At 70.2% G+C, this 19137-nt stretch carries 14 protein-coding genes; 7 read left to right on the plus strand and 7 right to left on the minus strand.

The window, feature by feature from the left end; all coding sequences use genetic code 11:
- Positions 1–413: 413 nt before the first annotated feature.
- Complete coding sequence (locus ABT009_RS04715) at positions 414–863, plus strand: PTS sugar transporter subunit IIA (protein ID WP_351289578.1); 450 nt, start codon at positions 414–416, stop codon at positions 861–863.
- A 100-nt stretch (positions 864–963) separates the two neighbouring features.
- Positions 964–2634, plus strand: a complete 1671-nt coding sequence (gene ptsP, locus ABT009_RS04720; RefSeq protein ID WP_351289580.1) for a phosphoenolpyruvate--protein phosphotransferase — start codon at positions 964–966, stop codon at positions 2632–2634.
- 109 nt (positions 2635–2743) lie between these two features.
- Here ptsP and ABT009_RS04725 read toward each other — a convergent pair whose 3' ends face one another.
- A complete protein-coding gene (locus ABT009_RS04725) occupies positions 2744–3637 on the minus strand; it encodes a DUF8829 domain-containing protein (RefSeq protein WP_351289582.1) in 894 nt (297 codons plus the stop codon).
- A gap of 61 nt (positions 3638–3698) precedes the next feature.
- The gene (locus ABT009_RS04730) at positions 3699–5666 is read right to left on the minus strand and encodes an acetoacetate--CoA ligase (protein ID WP_351289584.1); all 1968 of its coding nucleotides are present in this window, start codon (positions 5664–5666) and stop codon (positions 3699–3701) included.
- 211 nt (positions 5667–5877) lie between these two features.
- Here ABT009_RS04730 and ABT009_RS04735 point away from each other — a divergent pair, with 211 nt between their 5' ends.
- Positions 5878–8244, plus strand: coding sequence for a glycoside hydrolase family 31 protein (locus tag ABT009_RS04735; protein ID WP_351289586.1), 2367 nt, complete (start codon positions 5878–5880; stop codon positions 8242–8244).
- Between the two features lie 63 nt (positions 8245–8307).
- Here the strand turns inward: ABT009_RS04735 and ABT009_RS04740 are convergent, their stop codons facing one another.
- Positions 8308–8844 (minus strand): NUDIX domain-containing protein, encoded by a 537-nt coding sequence (locus ABT009_RS04740; RefSeq protein ID WP_351289588.1) that lies wholly within the window; start codon positions 8842–8844, stop codon positions 8308–8310.
- A gap of 157 nt (positions 8845–9001) precedes the next feature.
- Positions 9002–9811, minus strand: coding sequence for a M15 family metallopeptidase (locus tag ABT009_RS04745; protein WP_351289590.1), 810 nt, complete (start codon positions 9809–9811; stop codon positions 9002–9004).
- A gap of 180 nt (positions 9812–9991) precedes the next feature.
- Here ABT009_RS04745 and ABT009_RS04750 point away from each other — a divergent pair, with 180 nt between their 5' ends.
- The 4 genes from ABT009_RS04750 to glpK all read left to right on the plus strand — a co-directional run bounded on the left by ABT009_RS04750 (position 9992) and on the right by glpK (position 14359).
- The gene (locus tag ABT009_RS04750; protein ID WP_351290398.1) at positions 9992–10483 is read left to right on the plus strand and encodes a Zn-ribbon domain-containing OB-fold protein; all 492 of its coding nucleotides are present in this window, start codon (positions 9992–9994) and stop codon (positions 10481–10483) included.
- Positions 10480–11670: a lipid-transfer protein gene (locus tag ABT009_RS04755; protein WP_351289592.1), complete on the plus strand. Its 1191-nt coding sequence runs from the start codon at positions 10480–10482 to the stop codon at positions 11668–11670. Before ABT009_RS04750 ends, ABT009_RS04755 begins: the two co-directional genes overlap by 4 nt.
- 414 nt (positions 11671–12084) lie before the next feature.
- Positions 12085–12834, plus strand: coding sequence for an MIP/aquaporin family protein (locus ABT009_RS04760; RefSeq protein WP_351289593.1), 750 nt, complete (start codon positions 12085–12087; stop codon positions 12832–12834).
- Between the two features lie 13 nt (positions 12835–12847).
- Positions 12848–14359 (plus strand): glycerol kinase GlpK, encoded by a 1512-nt coding sequence (gene glpK, locus ABT009_RS04765; protein WP_351289595.1) that lies wholly within the window; start codon positions 12848–12850, stop codon positions 14357–14359.
- A 94-nt stretch (positions 14360–14453) separates the two neighbouring features.
- Here glpK and ABT009_RS04770 read toward each other — a convergent pair whose 3' ends face one another.
- From ABT009_RS04770 to ABT009_RS04780, 3 genes are read right to left on the minus strand one after another with little or no spacing between them, the layout of a single operon-like run.
- The gene (locus ABT009_RS04770; protein WP_351290400.1) at positions 14454–15059 is read right to left on the minus strand and encodes a GTP-binding protein; all 606 of its coding nucleotides are present in this window, start codon (positions 15057–15059) and stop codon (positions 14454–14456) included.
- 17 nt (positions 15060–15076) lie between these two features.
- Positions 15077–18706, minus strand: a complete 3630-nt coding sequence (locus ABT009_RS04775; RefSeq protein ID WP_502989817.1) for a hydantoinase B/oxoprolinase family protein — start codon at positions 18704–18706, stop codon at positions 15077–15079.
- Positions 18707–18729: 23 nt separating this feature from the next.
- The gene (locus tag ABT009_RS04780) at positions 18730–19134 is read right to left on the minus strand and encodes a DUF742 domain-containing protein (protein ID WP_351289597.1); all 405 of its coding nucleotides are present in this window, start codon (positions 19132–19134) and stop codon (positions 18730–18732) included.
- Positions 19135–19137: the final 3 nt, after the last annotated feature.

Consider the following 19137-nt stretch of genomic DNA (forward strand, 5'->3'; position numbering starts at 1 on the left):
TTCGGTCTTGCGTTTCCGACTCTATCAGATCTTTCCGATCCGATTTCCTCGGTGCTTTCCAGGTTCTCGCTTTCGCGTTTCCCTTTCCGGCGGTTTCAAACTCTAGCAGGTCTTTTTCGACTCTCTGACCACAGTCACCTGCGGACATGCAGAATCGGATCCAATTTTCAGGATCTGACGCTGTAGATGTCCCCGGGCTTCGACGTTGGCACGTCCTCTCGCCCCGGCGGATCTACGACTCTACATCCGTGTGCGGAGCACATGCAAACCGATTGGGGAGTCCGCCCAGGCCCGGCAAGCAAGGCCTCTCGTGCGGAACCGGCACTTCTTATGACCTACCCTGCTGAACAGTGTGCCGCCCGGGACAACCCAGTGGCGGCGCGGTCGACTCTCCACCCCTGGGAGGCTTCCCCATGACCAGCGTGACGTCCCCTCTTGCCGGTCGCGTCATAGGACTCTCGGCAGTACCGGATCCCGTGTTCTCCGGGGCGATGGTGGGCCCGGGCACGGCCATCGATCCTGTGCGCGAGCCCTCCGAGGCCGTCGCGCCTGTGGACGGCATCGTCGTGTCGCTGCACCCCCATGCGTTCGTCGTGGTCGACGAGGAGGGGCACGGCGTACTGACCCACCTCGGTATCGACACTGTTCAGCTCAATGGCGAGGGCTTCGAGCTGCTCGTCAGCAAGGGCGACACTGTGCAGCGCGGTCAGTCCATGGTCCGATGGAACCCGGCTGCGGTTGAGGCTGCCGGCAAGTCCCCGGTGTCCCCCGTCGTAGCGCTCGAGGCTACGGCAGAGTCTCTCTCCGACGTAGTAGAGGACGGCGACGTAAAGGCCGGCCAGCCCCTCTTCGGCTGGAAGTGACGTCCGCTCCAGCTCGGAGCGACGTCTGCGCCCCCGTAGGCGCCAGATACAACAACCACCGCGGCGGGGCAGGGTCCGCCGCTCTATCGGAGACGGTGACATGGAGACAACGCTGCGCGGCGTCGGCGTCAGCCACGGTGTAGCTGTCGGCGAGGTTCGGCACATGGGGACGGCGGTGCTCGAGCCGCCCGCCAAGCAGATTCCCGCGGAGGAGGCGGAGCGCGAGCAGGGGCGTGCCCGTCAGGCTGTGGAAGCGGTGGCGGCCGACCTCATCGCTCGCGGCAATCTGGCCGGCGGCGAGGCTCAGGCGGTCCTCGAGGCGCAGGCGATGATGGCCCAGGACCCGGAGCTCATGGCGGACGTGGAGAGGCGCATCGCGGTCGGCAGTACGGCCGAGCGTGCGGTCTATGACGCGTTTGCCGCTTATCGGGCGCTGCTGGCGGGTGCTGGTGAGTATCTGGCCGGGCGTGTGGCGGACCTCGACGATGTGCGGAATCGTATCGTCGCGCGGTTGCTCGGTGTGCCGATGCCGGGTGTGCCGGACAGTGACGAGCCGTATGTGCTGATAGCCCGGGATCTCGCCCCGGCTGACACGGCGCTGCTCGACCCGACGCTGGTCCTCGGTTTTGTGACCGAGGAGGGCGGGCCGACCAGCCACAGTGCCATTCTTGCGCGGGCGCTCGGTGTTCCGGCTGTCGTTGCTCTTCCGGGCGCGGGTGAGCTGGCCGAGGGCACGCTGATCGCCGTGGACGGCAGCACCGGCGAGATATTCGTCGAGCCGAGTGCGGAGAAGCGGGCGGCGCTGGAGGCTGCGGCCGCTGAGCGGAAGGCGGCGCTCGCCGCGTCGAGCGGCCCGGGGGCGACCTCCGACGGGCACAAGGTTCCGCTGCTGGCCAACGTCGGCGGTCCCGCGGATGTCCCGGCCGCCGTGGAGGCCGGTGCCGAGGGTGTCGGTCTGTTCCGTACCGAGTTCCTCTTCCTTGATGACAGCAAGAAGGCGCCGTCCGAGGAGAAGCAGATCGAGGCCTACCGCCAGGTGCTCGAGGCGTTCCCCGAGGGCCGTGTCGTGGTGCGCGTGCTGGATGCCGGCGCCGACAAGCCGCTGGACTTCCTGACGCCGGCCGACGAGCCGAACCCGGCGCTGGGCGTGCGCGGTCTGCGTACGCTGCTCGACCACCCCGAGGTGCTGCGTACGCAGCTGACCGCGCTGGCCAAGGCCGCGGAGGGGCTGCCGGTGTATCTCGAGGTCATGGCGCCGATGGTCGCGGACCGCGCCGATGCCAAGGCGTTCGCGGACGCGTGCCGGGAGGCGGGGCTGCAGGCGAAGTTCGGCGCGATGGTCGAGATTCCCTCGGCCGCTCTCCGCGCCCGGTCGATTCTCCAAGAGGTCGAGTTCCTGTCGCTGGGCACCAATGACCTTGCGCAGTACACCTTCGCCGCGGACCGTCAGGTGGGTGCGGTGTCGCGTCTGCAGGATCCGTGGCAGCCCGCGCTCCTCGACCTGGTCGCGCTGGCGGCCGAGGCTGCGAAGGCCGAGGGCAAGAGCTGTGGTGTCTGCGGTGAGGCGGCGTCGGACCCGCTGCTCGCCTGTGTGCTGACCGGTCTGGGGGTCACCTCTCTTTCGATGGGTGCGGCGTCCATTCCCTATGTGCGCGCGACGCTTGCCAAGTACACGCTGGCCCAGTGCGAGCGGGCCGCGGCGGCCGCGCGTGCTGCGGACAGCGCGGAAGAGGCGCGGACGGCGGCTCAGGCCGTGCTGTCCGGCGAATAGTCCGGAATAGTCGGTCCAGGGCATCGGATCAGTAGTCGGTCCGAGCCTTCGGAGGGCCGTTGCGAGGGCGCTCCACCTGCGATCCTGCGGGTGGGGCGCCCCTCGCCGTTCAGTGCCGGTGGGCGCTTCCGGAATGGTCCTCGCCGAGGTCCGGAGGTGCGCAGTAGTCGACGCCTGATTCGGGGCCGACGAGGTCTCCGGATTCGATGTCGGTGCAGTAGGCGTCGAAGACTTCTGCCGCAGTGAGGGGCTGCAGGCCTCCTCCGTGCAGGCGCCAGCCGTAGACCTTGTCGCCGGTGCCGTTACCGCTCGTACGCATGACGAGTCCCCCGGGGCTGTCCGTGGCGATGCCGGCGGCGAGGACCGTGGTGAATTCCAGGGCCCCGGTCTCGTCCAGCCGCGTGGTGCCGTCTGTGTCCCCTTCGGTGCTCAGCACGGCGAGGAGCGGTTCCGTGTCGGTGGCGACGCTGCACACGAGGTGCCGGTGGCCGGGCGCCGCCGTCTCGAGGACCCGGACAAGCAGCTCCGAGGCGCGGACGAAGGCGGCCCGCCCGATGTCGTCTCCGCAGGAGGCGCAGGCGCCGATGACGGCCAGCAGCGTCGTCGCGTACTCCCAGGTGGTGTGTCGAAGGGCCTCGTCGACAAGGTCCGGCACCAGGTCGGCGAGAAGCTGGCCCTCGTAAGGGACGGTCGCGCCGGTGGCCGCGAGTTCTGCGGTGAAGCGGGTGCGGCTTGCGGGTGTGTCGGGTTCCAGGCCCGTCTCGGCGCAGAAGCCCTCGTACTCCTCGGGGTCGAAGAGGGCGACGGAGGTGTGCCGGCCCTGGTCTGCCAGCGTTCTCAGGAGGGCCTCTACCTGCTGGAGGTAGGTCTCGTGGTCGTCGAAGGTGAAGGTGCGGTAGCGCCGCATCGCCGTGAAGTCGTGCTCGTCGGCGAGCAGGCCGATGGTGCCGGCGACTTCGCGGTGCAGAACGTGCGTCGTGGTGCCGTGCCGGGTGCGCCCCATGGTTCCCCCTGTGTGCGGTGAATCAATGCTCACTCACCGTAACGGGCGGCACTGACAACGCTCAGCCGCGCTTGTGTGCCAGGTCCTCGTAGAAGCGGAGCAGGTCGATGCTGTCCACCGAGCCCGGGTTGACGGCCTTGTCCAGGGGCGTGCCCTGGAGGAGGCGCTTGACGGGGACCTCGATGCGCTTGCCGGTGAGGGTGTGGGGGACCCCGGGGACCTCGATGATCTCGTCGGGAATGTGGCGCGGGGAGAGCTGCTCACGGATGGTCTGCTTGATGCGCGCCCTGAGGTCGTCGTCCAGGGTTGATCCGGGCGCCAGGTGGACGAAGAGGGGCATCCAGTAGCCGCCGTCCGGCTGTTCGATGCCGATGACGAGGGACTCGCGGATCTCGGGGAGGCGCTCGACGACTTCGTAGATGTCGGCCGAACCCATACGTACGCCCTGGCGGTTGAGGGTCGAGTCGGAGCGCCCGTGGATGATCAGCGAGCCGCGGCTGGTGAGCGTGGTCCAGTCGCCGTGGCGCCAGACGCCCGGGTAGGTGTCGAAGTAGCTGTCGTGGTAGCGGCTGCCGTCGGGGTCGTTCCAGAAGCGGATCGGCATGGACGGCATCGGGTTGGTGACCACGAGCTCACCGACTTCGTCGGTGAGCGGTTTGCCATTGGGGTCCCAGGCCTGAAGGTCGGTGCCGAGGCAGGGTGCCTGAAGTTCGCCGATGTACACGGGCAGCGTGGGGACCGCTCCGGCGAAACAGGAGCAGACGTCCGTGCCGCCGCTGACGGAGGCGATCCACAGGTCGTCGCGCACCTCGTCGTGCAGCCAGCGGAAGCCGTCGGGCGGCAGCGGGGATCCAGTGGTGGCGACGCAGGAGATGCGGGAGAGGTCGAAGTCGCGTGAGGGGTGGACGCCGGCCTTGCGGCAGGCCATGACGTACGCGGCGGAGGTGCCGAAGAGCGTGGCTCCGGTGCGTTCGGCGACTCGCCACTGGGCGCCGGTGTCGGGGTGGCCCGGGCTGCCGTCGTACAGGACGATCGTGGTGCCCGTGAGGAGGCCGGAGACGAGGAAGTTCCACATCATCCAGCCCGTGGAGGTGTACCAGAAGAAGCCGTCGTCGGGGCCCAGGTCGCAGTGCAGGCCGAGCTGCTTGTAGTGCTCCACGAGGATGCCGCCCTGGGACTGGACGATGGCCTTGGGCAGGCCCGTGGTGCCGGACGAGTACAGGACCCACAGGGGGTGGTCGAACCTCACCTGTTCGTACTCGGGTGTCACGTCCGCGCTGGTGAGCGCCGACCATTCGAGGGCGCCTTCGGGGGCCTCGGTGCCCAGCAGCGGGATGTGGACTACAGCGCGAAGAGTTGGCAGCTCGCGGCGCAGCTCGGCGACCGTGTCGCGGCGGTCGTGCTCCTTGCCGCCGTAGCGGTAGCCGTCGACCGTGAAGAGGACCACGGGCTCGACCTGCTGGAAGCGGTCGAGGACGCTGCGGGCGCCGAAGTCGGGGGCGCAGGAGGTCCACACGGCGCCGACGGCCGCGGTGGCGAGGAGGGCGACGGCGGCCTCCGGGATGTTGGGCAGGTAGGCGCTGACGCGGTCGCCCGGGCGTACGCCGAGGGCGCGGAGCTCGGCGGCCAGGGAGCCGACCTGGCGGCGCAGGTCCGCCCAGCTCACCGAGCGCGGTTCGTTGGTCTCGTCCACGGCGAGGATGGCCGGCGCGTCCGGGCGGGTGTCGGCGGCCCGCAGGGCGTGCTCGGCGTAGTTGAGGGTGGCTCCGGGGAACCATTCGGCCCCGGGCATCGAGCGGTCGCCCAGCACGCGCGCGTAGGGGGTCGAGAAGCGGATGTCGAACCACTCGGTGACGGCCTTCCAGAACGTCTCCAGCTCGTCGACGGACCAGCGGTGCAGCGCGGCGTAGCCGCCCTCGGCGGGTGCTCCGTGGTGCTCGGCCGCCCAGGCCTGGAACCGGGTGATCTGCGCGGAGGCGATGAACTCCTGGTCGGGCTGCCAGAGTGGTGTGGGGTTCGCTGAGGACATGGGGCGGCTCCCAAGCTGTGCGCGTCGTGTGCGTCTGTCGTACACGGGCGTGTGTGCGCGTAAGGCGGCTGCTACGGACGATGCCATGTGATCGACTTCCACACCAGGGCTCGTCCCACATAGTCGTGATCGTGAAGATGTGCCGTTACCACAGGTGAACGGGAGTTGAACGCCTCACGCGCGCGTGGGCCGCAGTGGCAGGGTGATCACTATGGACGGTCGTGGCCTCGTGCGTGCGGTGAAGGCGGTCGGTGTGGTGGGGGCGGCGCAGGGGGTGCGCGCGGTGCGGGCGGCGTGGCGCAGGCGGCGTATCGACGCGGCAGGACTGCCGGCGCGGGGGGCCGAGCGGGCCCGCGTCCCCGGGCCCGTGACGGGGGCCGATCCGGGGCCGGGCGGCGGGGTGATCCGCTTCGAGCGCTCCGAGCTGCGGGTCATGGTCACGGTGGCCGGTGCGGTGTTCTGGGGCTGGGACGGAGCCGGCCCCGAGCCCTCGTACGCGCTGGCGGGGCCTTGTCCGGAGCCGGATCCGCGGGCCGTCCTGGAGCCGGACAAGGACGGCGGCTGGCGGGTGGTGGCCGAGCGGGTCACGGTGGCCGTCTCGCGGCACGGCGCCGTCGAGGTGCGGACCCCCGGCGGGGTCTTACTGCGCCGGGACCTGCCGCCCCGCTGGTGGGAGCCCCGCGAGGGAGGCGTCGCCCGCTGGGTGCAGCGGTCGGAAGTGGCGGCGGACGCACGGTTCTTCGGGCTCGGCGGGCGCGCTTCGGGGCCGCGGCTGCGGAACGGGACGTACCGGCTGTGGAACACCGACCCCGGCCGGGCGTTCGGGCCCGCCGAGGACCCGCTGTACATCACCATGCCGGTGCAGATGGTGGTGGCCGACGCCGGCACGCACCTGGCCTTCCACGACTCCACATGGGACGGCACGGTGGTGCTGCACGAGGGCGAGGAGGGCGCCGGATCCGGACACGACCGTCCCGGTTCATGCGAGCTGCGGATGGACGGCGGTCCGCTGCGGTGCTGGGTCGTCGTGGGCGCCCCCGCGCGCGTGCTGCACGTGTGGACGCAGCTCACGGGTGCGCCCGCGGTGCCGCCCGCGTGGGCGCTCGGGCACCATCACGCGCGGTGGGGCTTCGGCAGCGAGCAGGAGGTGCGGCGGATCGTCGCCGGCTACCGGGAACGGGGGCTGCCGCTCGACGCGGTCCATCTGGACATCGACCACTACGACGGGCACCGCGTGTTCACCGTCGACCGAGAGCGGTTCCCGAAGCTCCCGGTGCTCGCCGAGGAGCTGCGCAGGGACGGCGTCCGGCTCGTGTCCATCGTCGACCCGGCAGTGAAGGCCGAACCCGGCAACGCCGTGTACGACGCCGGGACGGCTGCGGACGCGTTCGTGCGAGACGCATCCAAGCGGCCCGTGCTGGGCGTCGTATGGCCCGGGGACGCGGTGTATCCGGACTTCACGGATCCGCAGGTCCGCGCGTGGTGGGGCGGGCTGTACGAGGAGCGGCTGCGGCAGGGGTTCGCGGGGTTCTGGAACGACATGAACGAGCCGGTGTCGTTCGCCGCCTTCGGGGAGGCGACCCTGCCGCGCTCGGCACGGCATGCGCTGGAGGGCCGCGGCGGGGACCATCGGGAGGCCCACAACGTGTACGGGTTGTGCATGGCCCGCGCGGGATACGAGGGGCTGCGCGAACTGCGCCCCGAGGAGCGGCCTTTCCTGTTCTCGCGTTCGGGGTGGGCTGGGATGCAGCGGTACGGCGGTACCTGGTCCGGGGACGTGGCCACGGGCTGGCCGGGGTTGCGGGCCTCGTTGTCGCTGGTGCTGGGGCTCGGGCTGTGCGGGGTGCCGTACTCGGGGCCGGACGTGGGCGGGTTCGACGGCAGTCCGTCACCCGAGCTGTATCTGCGGTGGTTCCAGCTGGCCGCGCATCTGCCGCTGTTCCGCACTCATGCGGCGCTGCGGGCCGGGCGCAGGGAGCCCTGGGAGTTCGGTGCCGAGGTGCTGGAGCACGCACGCGTGGCGCTCGCGGAGCGTCGGCGGCTGCTGCCGTACTTCGTCACGCTGGCGCATCTGGCACGTCGCACTGGTGCGCCCTATGTGCGGCCCGTGTGGTGGGGGGCGCCCGAGGACAGGGACCTGCGCGACTGTGAGGATGCGTTCCTGCTGGGTGACTGTCTTCTGGTGGCGCCGGTCCTTGACCGGGGAACAGAGCGGCGGGCGGTGCGGCTTCCGGCCGGCCGGTGGTACGACACGGTCACCGAGGAGGCGTACGAGGGTCCCGGGCAGGTGCTGCTGAAGGCGCCGCTGTCGCGTATTCCGGTGCTTGCGCGGGCGGGTGCGGTGCTGCCGGTCCGCGGTGCCGACGGTGGGCTCGAACTGGAGGTCTGGGCCCCCGCCCGCGGGCGTACCGGAGGGGGCCTCGTGGTGTCCGATGCGGGCGACGGCTGGGAGGAGCCGGAGACCGAGCGGTTCACGGCCCGCTGGGAGCGCGACCGTGTGGTGGTGGAGCGGGAATGGGAGGCCGGCAGGAGCGAGCCCTCGTACCCGGTGCGGGTGCGAGGGCTGGGACCGAGGTGAGCAGCCGGGACGGTACGAGCAGATGAGCGGACCCCTCGAGAGGTACTCGGGAGCCGGGCCTCGTCAGACGTAGCGGCCCTCGAACCACGCGCGGACGGCCAAGGTGTGCAGGGGGAAGGCGAGTTCGACGGGTCTGCGCAGCAGGTGCCAGCCCTCAGTCTCGTCCGTCGGCACGGACGGGGGCAGCTCCTGGGCCGGGCGCTCGGGCAGCAGACCGAACAGCAGCAGGTGTCCGCCGGGAGAGCTCATCGCGTCGGCCAGACGCACGTCGCGGCTCGCCGCGTCGATGCCCGTCTCCTCCTTGAGCTCGCGGACGACGGCGTGCCGCCAGTCCTCCCGGTGGTCGAGGAAGCCACCGGGCAGAGCGATACCTCCACGTGCGGGCGCGATGGTCCGTGTGATGACGACCAGGCCCGTGCCGGACGAGTCGTACGCGGGCTGAAGCGCGACCGCCACCGGCAGCGGGCTGCGATAGGCAACGGCACCGCAGGCAGAGCAGGTGCGGGGCCAGCCGGACGCCGCGTCCCCGTAGGGCGTGCCGCAGCTCGAACAGTGTGAGTCCGGCTTGGTGTTGAAGGAAGAGTGCTGGGTTTCGGACACGCCGCGGACTGTATCCGATCGCCTGGCGCCGCATTCTGTCCGGTTCCCGTCCCTGATAGACGCTGAGATGCCGGGCGAGCGTTCGGGGAGCGCGGGCTCCCCGAGCGCGGCCCGAGCTCGCATGGAACGGCGAGGCGGACCCCGGGACGGCCGGCCGTCAGTCGTGAGCGGTGAGCGACTTCCGTGACACGGGGAAGTCGAAATACGTGTCGGGGAACAGCTCAGGCTTGTACGTGAAGTGCCACCACTCCTCCGGGAGGTTCACGAAGCCCTGAGCCGCAAGCGTGCTCCTCAGCAGATCGCGGTTGGCGCGCTGCACTCCCTGGATGCGCGGGTCGTCGGTGTGGGACAGGGTGTCGAAACAGTCGAATCCGGTGCCCATGTCGACCGAGTTGTCGGGGAAGCGCTCGTCCTGCGGCGCGTAACAGGGCACAAGGGGCTCACCGGGGTGATACGGCCTGGTGGGCAGCGCGGGCAGCTTCACGATCGTCAGGTCGAGCGTCGAGCCCCGGCTGTGCCCCGACTTCTCCGCGATGTAACCGTCCGCGAACAGACGTGTCTTGTCGACGTTCGGGTAGAACTCGGCCTTCATGCTCTGGTCGTCGAGGTCCTTCGCCCAGCGGACGAAGTGGTCGACGGCTCGCTGCGGCCGGTAGCAGTCGTAGACCTTGAGCGAATACCCCTTGCTCACCAGCTGGACCTGGGCCTTGTGCAGGGCTTCGGCTGCCGGGCGGGTGAGGATGCACATCGGCTGTTCGTAGCCGTCCACGCGCTCGCCCACGAAGTTGTGCGGGGTGAAGTACCTGATCTCCTGGAGGATCGACTTGTCGACGTCCCTCAGCGCGACGAACTCCTCGGGGGCCTTGGGTTCGGTGCTCGCGTGGGCGGGGGCGGAGGTGAGGGCCACGGCGAGCAGGGCGGCGGTCGCGGTGACCAGGCCGCGCAGTGCGGAAGACAGTGCTCTCATGCCCCATCCGTACCAGGGCGACGTTCCGGCGGGAAGACGATCGCATACAGTCGGCGGCCGTTCGCGACCCCTGCCGGAACTCCGCCAGGCATGGCAGACTCCTGACGTACCGTCAGATTCGACTGCGGAAGCCCGTCACATTCACTGCCGGGAGGGGCCTTGTCGCGCAAACGCACGCCTGTGGTGGCGAGTTGGTTCACGGAGGATGGGGCCGACGGAGAAGGGGAGGGCGGCTTCCGGCTGCTGGGTACGCGGTGTTCCGCGTGCGCTTCGGTCTTCTTCCCCCGGGAGGACGTCCTCTGCCGCAACCCCGGCTGCCCCGGCGGTGAGCTGACCGAGGTGCCGCTCTCCCGGCGGGGCCGCATCTGGTCGTACACGGACTCCCGTTACCGGCCGCCCGCGCCGTATGTCTCGAATCCGGAACTCGAGTGGCAGCCCTGCACGTTGATCGCTGTGGAGCTGGAGGCCGAGCGCATGGTGGTGCTCGGGCAGGGGGCTCCGGGCGTCTCCCTCGCCGATCTGGCCGTCGGGATGGAGGTGGAGGCCGTCCCGGGTGTCCTCAACGAGGACGAGGAGACGACCTGGACGACGTGGCACTGGCGTCCGACCGGGTCAAGGAGGCCGGCTGAAGCGGAGGGGCACACCAAGGGGACGACGGGGGTGGTGGCATGACGGCGGACGTGGCGGTGCTCGGCGCGGGCATGCACCCGTGGGGCAAGTGGAGCCGCAGCTTCATCGAGTACGGCACGGCGGCGGCACGCGCGGCGCTTGCGGACGCCGGGATCGACTGGCGCGACATAGGCTCGATCGTCGGCGCGGACACGGTCCGCGGTGGATATCCGGGATACGTGGCGGGGGCGACGTTCGCGAAGGCGCTGGGCTGGCAGGGCGCGCGCGTGGCGAGCGTCTACGCGGCGTGCGCATCGGGCGCGCAGGCGATCAGCACGGCACGGGCGCAGATCCTCTCCGGCCTGGCGGACGTCGTCCTGGTCGTCGGGGCCGATGCCGCGCCGAAGGGCTTCTTCCGCCCGGCGGGCGGAGATCGCCCTGACGATCCGGACTGGCTGCGGTTCCGGGTGCTCGGCGCGACCAACCCGGCGTACTTCGGCCTGTACGCGCGCCGCCGGATGGCCGTGCACGGAGACACTCCGGAGGACTTCGCCCAGGTCAAGGTGAAGAACTCCACGGCGGGAGCGCTCAATCCGCTGGCCCGGTACCGCAAGCGGGTGACCGCCGAGGAAGTCGCCGCGTCCGCGGTCGTCGCCGATCCACTGCGGCTGCTCGACATCTGTGCGACCTCGGACGGAGGTGCAGCACTGGTGCTGTCCACCATGGAGTTCGCACGGAGGCACGGCGCGCCGGACCCGGTGCGGATACGTGCGGTGTCCACGGTCACGCCGAGGTTTCCGAACACCGTGCTCGATCTTCCCGACATCGCCACGGACTCCGCGGCCGCGGTGGACCCGCCCGCCGAGCCGTTCCGGGTGTCCATCGCGCGGGCGGCGTACGAGGAGGCGGGCATAGGTCCGGAGGATCTCTCGCTGGCCGAGGTGTACGACCTCTCAACTGCACTGGAGCTGCAGTGGTACGAGGATCTGGGCCTCTGCGGGGAGGGCGAGGCGGCGAAACTGCTGCGCGAGGGTGCCACCGGTCCCGGCGGTCGTATACCCGTCAATCCGAGCGGAGGGCTCGCATCGTTCGGGGAAGCCGTGCCGGCGCAGGCCATCGCCCAGGTGTGTGAACTGACCTGGCAGCTGCGGGGTGCGGCGGGTGAGCGGCAGGTGGCGGACGCGCGTGTGGGGGTGACCGCGAACCAGGGGCTGTTCGGGCACGGGTCCTCGGTGATCGCGGTGCGGTGAGGCCGGCGTCTCGCCGTCCGGGAGACGCCCGCACCGGGTGACGCGGCAGCCGTCCTCCGGCCGTACTGGAGGCTCGGCCACCGGTTGCGCCGCATCCGCGCCACCGGCCAATGGTTCGCGTCCACGACCTTGACGCCCCCACACCACCGGTGAACACTTCCGGGTGTCAGTCGGCATCGCCGCACATCGGCTGCCCGGCCACCCATGGCTCCGCCAGGCCTCGGCTATCCCATTGCCGCAGGTCCCGGCCATCTCCACTGGCGCTACGGGCGATTCGGCTGCGAGGGCACGCTCATCACCGAGGCCGGGCGGGGCACGGGACTCCCTGCCCAGGGCTCACACAGGCACGGGAAACGCACCCTGCACGGAGCACCGGGGCGGAGAACCCGCCGCGGGCCAGGCCTAGGAGCCGCCATGAGCAACGGAGACATCTTCTTAGGTGAATTGATCGGCACCGCGATCCTGATTCTCTTCGGCGCCGGCGTGTGCGCCGCCGTCACCCTCAACCACTCGAAGGCGAAGGCGTCGGGGTGGACCGTCATCGCCTTCGGGTGGGGCTTCGGCGTACTGGCGGGCGCGTACACCGCCGCCCCGCTCTCCGGCGGCCAGCTCAATCCGGCCGTCACGATCGGCATCGCCGTCGACACCGGCAAGTGGGACAAGGTCTGGGTCTATCTGCTCGGCCAGATGGTCGGCGCCATGCTGGGGGCCGTACTCGCCTACCTCGTGTACCTGGCGCAGTTCCAGGCCAACGTCCGCAAGGAGGGCACGACAGAGGGGACGGCGGTCGAGCCGACACCGACGCTGGGCATCTTCTCCACCATCCCGGAGATCAGGAACCCGGTCGCCAACCTCATCACCGAGATCATCGCGACGATCGGCCTGGTGCTGCCGATCCTCGCCTTCGGGCTGACGAAGGGGCTCGGCGAGTCCGGCACCCTCGTGCTGATCGTCTCCCTGCTGGTCGTCGGCATCGGTCTCTCCCTCGGCGGGCCCACGGGCTATGCCATCAACCCGGCCCGTGACCTGGGCCCGCGCATCGTGCACTCGTTCCTGCCGATACCGAACAAGGGCACGTCCAACTGGAGTTACGCCTGGATTCCGGTGGTCGGGCCGCTCATCGGCGGAGCCCTGTCGGGACTGATCTACAACGCAGCCTTCTGACGAAGGGGACGTCATGACGGACAAGTTCGTCGCCGCAATCGACCAGGGCACTACCTCCAGCCGCTGCATCATCTTCAACCAGGACGGCGCGATCGTCGCCGTCGACCAGCGCGAACACCGCCAGATCTTCCCCAAGCCCGGCTGGGTGGAGCACGACGCCACCGAGATCTGGTCCAAGGTGCAGGCCGTCGTCGCGGGGGCGATCGCCAAGGCCGGGCTGCGCGCCGACCAGCTCAGCGCGCTCGGTATCACCAACCAGCGCGAAACGACGGTGCTGTGGGACCGCGCCACGGGCAAGCCCGTGCACAACGCCATCGTGTGGCAGGACACGCGTACGTCCGCGCTCTGCACCGAACTGGGCGGCTCGGACGGGCAGGACCGTTTCCGCGAGCAGACCGGCCTACCCCTCGCCAGCTACTTCTCCGGGCCCAAGGCGGCCTGGCTGCTGGACAACGTGCCGGGCCTGCGGGCACGTGCCGAGCGCGGCGAGATCGCCTTCGGCACGATCGACTCCTGGCTGATCTGGAACCTCACGGGCGGTGTGGACGGCGGGGTGCACGTCACGGACGTGACGAACGCCGGCCGCACCATGCTGATGAACCTCCAGACGCTGCAGTGGGACCAGTCCATCCTGTCGGCGATGAACGTTCCCGAGGCGGTCCTGCCGGAGATCAGGTCCTCGGCCGAGGTGTACGGCACGGCCGTGGGCCAGCTCGAGGGGGTTCCGGTCGCGTCGGCGCTGGGCGACCAGCAGGCCGCCGTGTTCGGCCAGGCCTGCTACGACACGGGGACGGCCAAGAACACCTACGGCACGGGCAGCTTCCTGCTGCTCAACACCGGGAACCGGCCGGTGCCCTCGAAGAACGGCCTGCTGACGACGATGGGCTACAAGATCGGCAGCGAGGCGCCCGTCTACTGCCTCGAAGGGGCCATAGCGATCACCGGTGCGCTGGTTCAGTGGTTCCGCGACCAGCTCGGGATCATCCGCACGGCCGACGAGATCGAGCAGCTTGCGTCGAGCGTGGACGACAACGGCGGTGCGTACATCGTGCCCGCGTTCTCGGGTCTGTTCGCGCCGTACTGGCGCGCGGACGCGCGGGGTGTCATCACGGGGCTTACCCGGTATGTGACCAAGGGCCATCTGGCGCGTGCGGTGCTGGAGGCGACGAGCTGGCAGACGCGGGAAGTCGTCGACGCGATGTACCAGGACTCGGGGGTGCAGATCACCACCCTCAAGGTCGACGGCGGCATGACCAAGAACAATCTGCTGATGCAGCACCAGGCGGATGTGCTGGGCGTGCCGGTGATCCGGCCCAGGGTCTCGGAGACCACGTGCCTGGGTGCGGCCTACGCCGCCGGTCTGGCGACCGGTGTGTGGAACGACCTGGACGAGCTCAAGACGCACTGGCAGAAGGACGCCGAGTGGACGCCCGGTATGGAGACGCAGGTGCGGGACCGCGAGTACGACAACTGGCGCAAAGCGGTCGAGAAGAGCCTCGGCTGGCACGAGGACAGCGCGGGGTGACCGTCTCCCGCTGAATCGCGCGGCACGCGCGCGTGGACCGCGGCCCGTACCCCGGTCGGTGGGGGTACGGGCCGCCTCACATGGTGACGCCGTCTCAGGTGGTGACGGTCTGGCGGTGATCCGCGGCGACCGCCATGGCGTGCTCGACGACCTCGATCAGCACTTCCTTGACGGACTGCAGGTCGCGTGCGTCGCACAGCACGACGGGCACTCCGGGGTCGAGGTCGAGAGCCTGCTGGACCGCGTCCGCCGGGTGACGTTCGGCTCCTTCGAAGCAGTTGACGGCGACGATGAAGGGGATGGAGCGCCGCTCGAAGTAGTCGACGGCGGCGAAGCAGTCCTCCAGTCGCCGGGTGTCGGCCAGCACGACGGCCCCGAGGGCGCCGGTGGCGAGTTCGTCCCACAGGAACCAGAAACGGTCCTGCCCGGGGGTGCCGAAGAGATACAGCACCAGGTCGTCGCGGAGCGTGATGCGCCCGAAGTCCATGGCGACCGTGGTGGTGTGCTTGCCCTCGACCCCATTGGTGTCGTCGACCGGCCGGCCGGCCTCGGTGAGCATCTCCTCGGTCCGCAGCGGCCTGATCTCGCTGATCGCGCCGACGAGGGTCGTCTTGCCCACCCCGAAACCGCCGGCCACGAGGATCTTGAGCGTGACGGGCTCGACGGGGGCCTTGCCGCGCGCGGAGCGCCCGAGGATCATCGGTCTGTTCTCCTGACTCACTGTTCGCTGGGGTCGTGTGCTGGGAGACCGTACCCGCCGCCACCCGGGGTTTCGATCACGAGTACGTCACCGGGCCGCACCTCGGCGGAGTCGCTGCCCCGCAGCCGGGTGACCGTGCCGTCGGCGCGTTCGACGCGGTTGGAGCCGAGGGCTCCTGGCTCTCCGCCCGCCATGCCGTACGGCGGCATCCTGCGGTGCTGGGACAGCGTGGACACCGTCATGGGTTCGCGGAAGCGGATCCGGCGTACGGCGCCGTCCCCGCCGCGCCACCTACCCCCTCCGCCGCTGCCGCGCCGTACCGCGAACTCGTCGAGGAGGACGGGCAGTCGCCACTCCAGCACCTCGGGGTCGGTGAGGCGGGAGTTGGTCATATGGGTCTGGACGACGGGCGCGCCGGGGAACCCGTCCCCGGCACCCGATCCCGAGGCCACGGTCTCGTAGTACTGGTACCGCTCGTTGCCGAAGGTGACGTTGTTCATGGTGCCGGAGCCCTCGGCCTGGACGCCCAGGGCGGCGTAGAGGGCGCCGGTGATGGCCTGCGAGGTCTCCACGTTTCCGGCGACGACGGCGGCCGGGGGCTGCGGTGCCAGCATGGACCCCGGCGGGACGATGATGCGCAGCGGCCGCAGACAGCCGTCGTTGAGCGGGATGTCGGCGGCCACCAGGGTGCGGAAGACGTACAGGACGGCCGCGTTGACCACGGAGAACGGTGCGTTGAAGTTGGTGTCGAGCTGGGGCGACGTACCGGTGAAGTCGATGGTGGCGGCCCGTTGGTCGCGGTCCACGCGGATGCGAACACGGATGACGGCACCGGAGTCGGTCTCGTAGGCGTACTCACCGTCCTCGAGGGCGTCGATGACGCGGCGTACCGCTTCTTCGGCGTTGTCCTGGACGTGCCTCATGTACGCCTGGACGACATCGAGGCCGAAGTCCTCCATCATGCGGGCGACTTCGTCGACGCCCTTCTGGTTGGCGGCGATCTGGGCGCGCAGGTCGGCGAGGTTGGTCTTCGAGTTGCGGGAGGGGTAGTGCGCCTCGGTGAGCAGGCGGCGCGTCTCCTCCTCGCGGAAGCGGCCGCCTTCGACGAGCAGCCAGTTGTCGAAGAGGACGCCTTCCTCCTCGATGGTGCGGCTGTTCGCGGGCATGGAGCCGGGTGCGATGCCGCCGATCTCGGCGTGGTGGCCGCGCGAGGCGACGTAGAAGAGAATCCGCTCCCCCGCCGTGTCGAACACCGGGGTGATCACGGTGACGTCGGGGAGGTGGGTGCCGCCGTGGTACGGGTCGTTGATCGCGTAGCTGTCGCCGGGACGCATGCTGTCGCGGCGCCGCCGGATGACCTCCTTGACGCTGGTGCCCATCGAGCCGAGGTGGACCGGGATGTGCGGGGCGTTGGCGACGAGGTTGCCGTCCGGGTCGAAGAGGGCGCAGGAGAAGTCGAGGCGCTCCTTGATGTTGACGGACTGGGCCGTCGACTCCAGGCGGGCGCCCATCTGTTCGGCGATCGACATGAAGAGGTTGTTGAAGACCTCGAGGAGCACCGGATCGGCTTCTGTGCCGACGTGGGAACTCTCCGTGACCGCCGCCCGTTCCATGACCAGGTGACCGTCGGGGTTCATCGCCGCCTGCCAGCCGTCGTCCACGACCGTCGTGGCGCCGGACTCGGTGATGATCGCCGGCCCGGTGACGGGGTGCCCGGGAGGCAGTTCCTCGCGCCGGTGCAGGGGTACGTCGCGCCAGACGCCGCCCGTGTGCAGCCTGACGGTCTCGGGGGTGCCGGCGGAGGGGGTCCGCTCGGCGAATGCGGACAGATCGGGGGGTTCGGTGAGACCGGTGGCTTCCACGGAGAGGGCTTCGACGACGACCGGACGGTCGAGGGTGAAGGAGTAGGTGGCGCGATGACGGTCCTCGAAGGCGCGCGTCATGGCGTCGGGGTCGGAGAGTTCGACGGTGAGCGTGGTGTCCGTGCCGTCATAGCGCAGCTGGGCTCGGCGGGTGACGCGGATGCGGTCGTCGGGCACGTCCTCGGCGCGCAGTTCGGCGTGCGCCGCGCTCTCCAGGTCGTCGGCGCTCTTGCGGATGGCGGACATCGCGGAGGGTTCGAGGCGGGCCTCGACGGACTGCTCGCGCATGGCGGTCGTGTCGGCGAGGCCGATGCCGAGCGCGGAGAGTACGCCGGCCATGGGCGGGACCAGGACGGTGCGGATGCCGAGCGAGTCGGCGACCTTGCAGGCGTGCTGACCGCCCGCGCCCCCGAAGGTGGTGAGGGCATAGCGGGTGATGTCGTGGCCCTTCTGGACCGAAATCCGCTTCACGGCGTTGGCGATGTTGGCCACGGCGATCTGCAGATAGCCCTCGGCGACCTGTTCGGGGGTGCGGTCGTCGCCGGTCTGCTCCCTGATGTCGTGTGCCAGGGCGGAGAAGCGTTCGCTGACCAGCTCGGCGTCGAGGGGCTGGTCACCGTCGGGGCCGAACACGCGCGGGAAGTGGCCGGGGTGGATGCGTCCGAGGGCGACGTTGGCGTCGGTGACGGTGAGCGGCCCGCCGTTCCGGTAGCAGGCGGGTCCGGGGTCGGCGCCCGCCGAGTCGGGGCCCACGCGATAGCGGCTGCCGTCGAAGTGGAGCACGGAGCCGCCGCCCGCGGCGACGGTGTGGATGTCCAGCATGGGCGCACGCAGCCGCACCCCGGCGATCTGCGTCGTGAAGACCCGTTCGTACTCGCCGGCGAAGTGCGAGACATCCGTGGAGGTGCCGCCCATGTCGAAGCCGATGACGCGGTGGAATCCGGCGAGCTGCGACATACGGGCCATGCCGACGATGCCGCCCGCGGGCCCGGACAGGATGGCGTCCTTGCCGCGGAACTGGCCGGCTTCGGTGAGCCCGCCGTTGGACTGCATGAACATCAGCCGTACGCCTTCGAGCTGGTCGGCGACGTGCCGCACATACCGGCGCAGCACGGGCGACAGATAGGCGTCGACGACGGCCGTGTCCCCGCGCGGTACCAGCTTCATCAGTGGGCTGACCTCGCTGGAGAGTGAGATCTGCGGGAAGCCGGTGCGCGCGGCGAGTTCGCCGATGGCGCGCTCGTGTGCGGGGTGGAGATGGCTGTGCATGCAGACCACGGCGACGGAGCGGATCCCGTCGTCGTAGGCCTCCTGCAGCGGGCCGGCGAGGCTGTCCAGATCCGGGGCGCGCAGGACCTCGCCGTCGGCGGTGATGCGCTCGTCGGCCTCGACGACCCGCTCGTACAGCAGCTCGGGGAGCACGATCTCGCGGGCGAAGATGCGGGGACGGTTCTGGTAGGCGATGCGCAGGGCATCGCGGAAGCCGCGGGTGATCACGAGGAGGGTGCGCTCGCCCTTGCGTTCCAGGAGGGCGTTGGTGGCGACCGTGGTGCCCATGCGGACGGCGTCGATCGTCGCGTTCGGGACGTCGCGCTGCTGTTCGGGGCCGTCCTGAGCGGACTCGTCGGCCGCTCTGAGGATTTCGCGGATGCCCGCGACCGCGGCGTCGGCGTAGCGCGGGTTGTCCGACAGGAGCTTGTGGGTCAGCAGGCGGCCGTCCGGGGACTGCGCGACGACATCGGTGAAGGTGCCGCCGCGATCGACCCAGAACTGCCAGCCTGTCACGTGCCCACCCGCTTCCGCCCTGCTCAGAGCGCCCGGAGACCGTTGATCACGTCCCGCAGAATACTCTCGTCCGGCAGCTCCGCGGGGGGCACGGGACGCGACACGTGTACCAGGCCCTCGTCGGCGAGATCGCCGATGAGCACCCGTACGACGCCGATGGGCAGGTTCAGCTCGGCTGCGAGTTCGGCGACCGACTGGGGCGCCTCACGGCAGCGGGCGACGATGTCGACGTGCTCCGGAGACAGCGCCTGGTCCGGCTCCGGGTCGTGCGTCGGGTCCTCGGCGACGACGAGGGCGATGAGGTCGAGGCGGTGCTGCTCGGCGCTCCTGGTGCGGCCGCGCGTCATGGCGTACGGACGCACCACCGGTCCGGCGTCGTCGTCGAACCAGTGGGCCTTGTCCTGCGTGCCCTGACCGTCTGCGCTCATGCC

The organism is Streptomyces sp. NPDC002896, from assembly GCF_040295225.1.
Classification (GTDB): domain Bacteria; phylum Actinomycetota; class Actinomycetes; order Streptomycetales; family Streptomycetaceae; genus Streptomyces.

Excerpts from the sequence above, each read along its gene's own strand:
- ABT009_RS04715 (WP_351289578.1), top strand. The coding sequence starts at position 414 with ATGACCAGCGTGACGTCCCCTCTTGCCGGTCGCGTCATAGGACTCTCG.
- ptsP (WP_351289580.1), top strand. The coding sequence starts at position 964 with ATGGAGACAACGCTGCGCGGCGTCGGCGTCAGCCACGGTGTAGCTGTC.
- ABT009_RS04725 (WP_351289582.1), bottom strand. The coding sequence starts at position 3,637 with ATGGGGCGCACCCGGCACGGCACCACGACGCACGTTCTGCACCGCGAA.
- ABT009_RS04730 (WP_351289584.1), bottom strand. The coding sequence starts at position 5,666 with ATGTCCTCAGCGAACCCCACACCACTCTGGCAGCCCGACCAGGAGTTC.
- ABT009_RS04735 (WP_351289586.1), top strand. The coding sequence starts at position 5,878 with ATGGACGGTCGTGGCCTCGTGCGTGCGGTGAAGGCGGTCGGTGTGGTG.
- ABT009_RS04745 (WP_351289590.1), bottom strand. The coding sequence starts at position 9,811 with ATGAGAGCACTGTCTTCCGCACTGCGCGGCCTGGTCACCGCGACCGCC.
- ABT009_RS04755 (WP_351289592.1), top strand. The coding sequence starts at position 10,480 with ATGACGGCGGACGTGGCGGTGCTCGGCGCGGGCATGCACCCGTGGGGC.
- ABT009_RS04760 (WP_351289593.1), top strand. The coding sequence starts at position 12,085 with ATGAGCAACGGAGACATCTTCTTAGGTGAATTGATCGGCACCGCGATC.
- glpK (WP_351289595.1), top strand. The coding sequence starts at position 12,848 with ATGACGGACAAGTTCGTCGCCGCAATCGACCAGGGCACTACCTCCAGC.
- ABT009_RS04770 (WP_351290400.1), bottom strand. The coding sequence starts at position 15,059 with ATGATCCTCGGGCGCTCCGCGCGCGGCAAGGCCCCCGTCGAGCCCGTC.
- ABT009_RS04780 (WP_351289597.1), bottom strand. The coding sequence starts at position 19,134 with ATGAGCGCAGACGGTCAGGGCACGCAGGACAAGGCCCACTGGTTCGAC.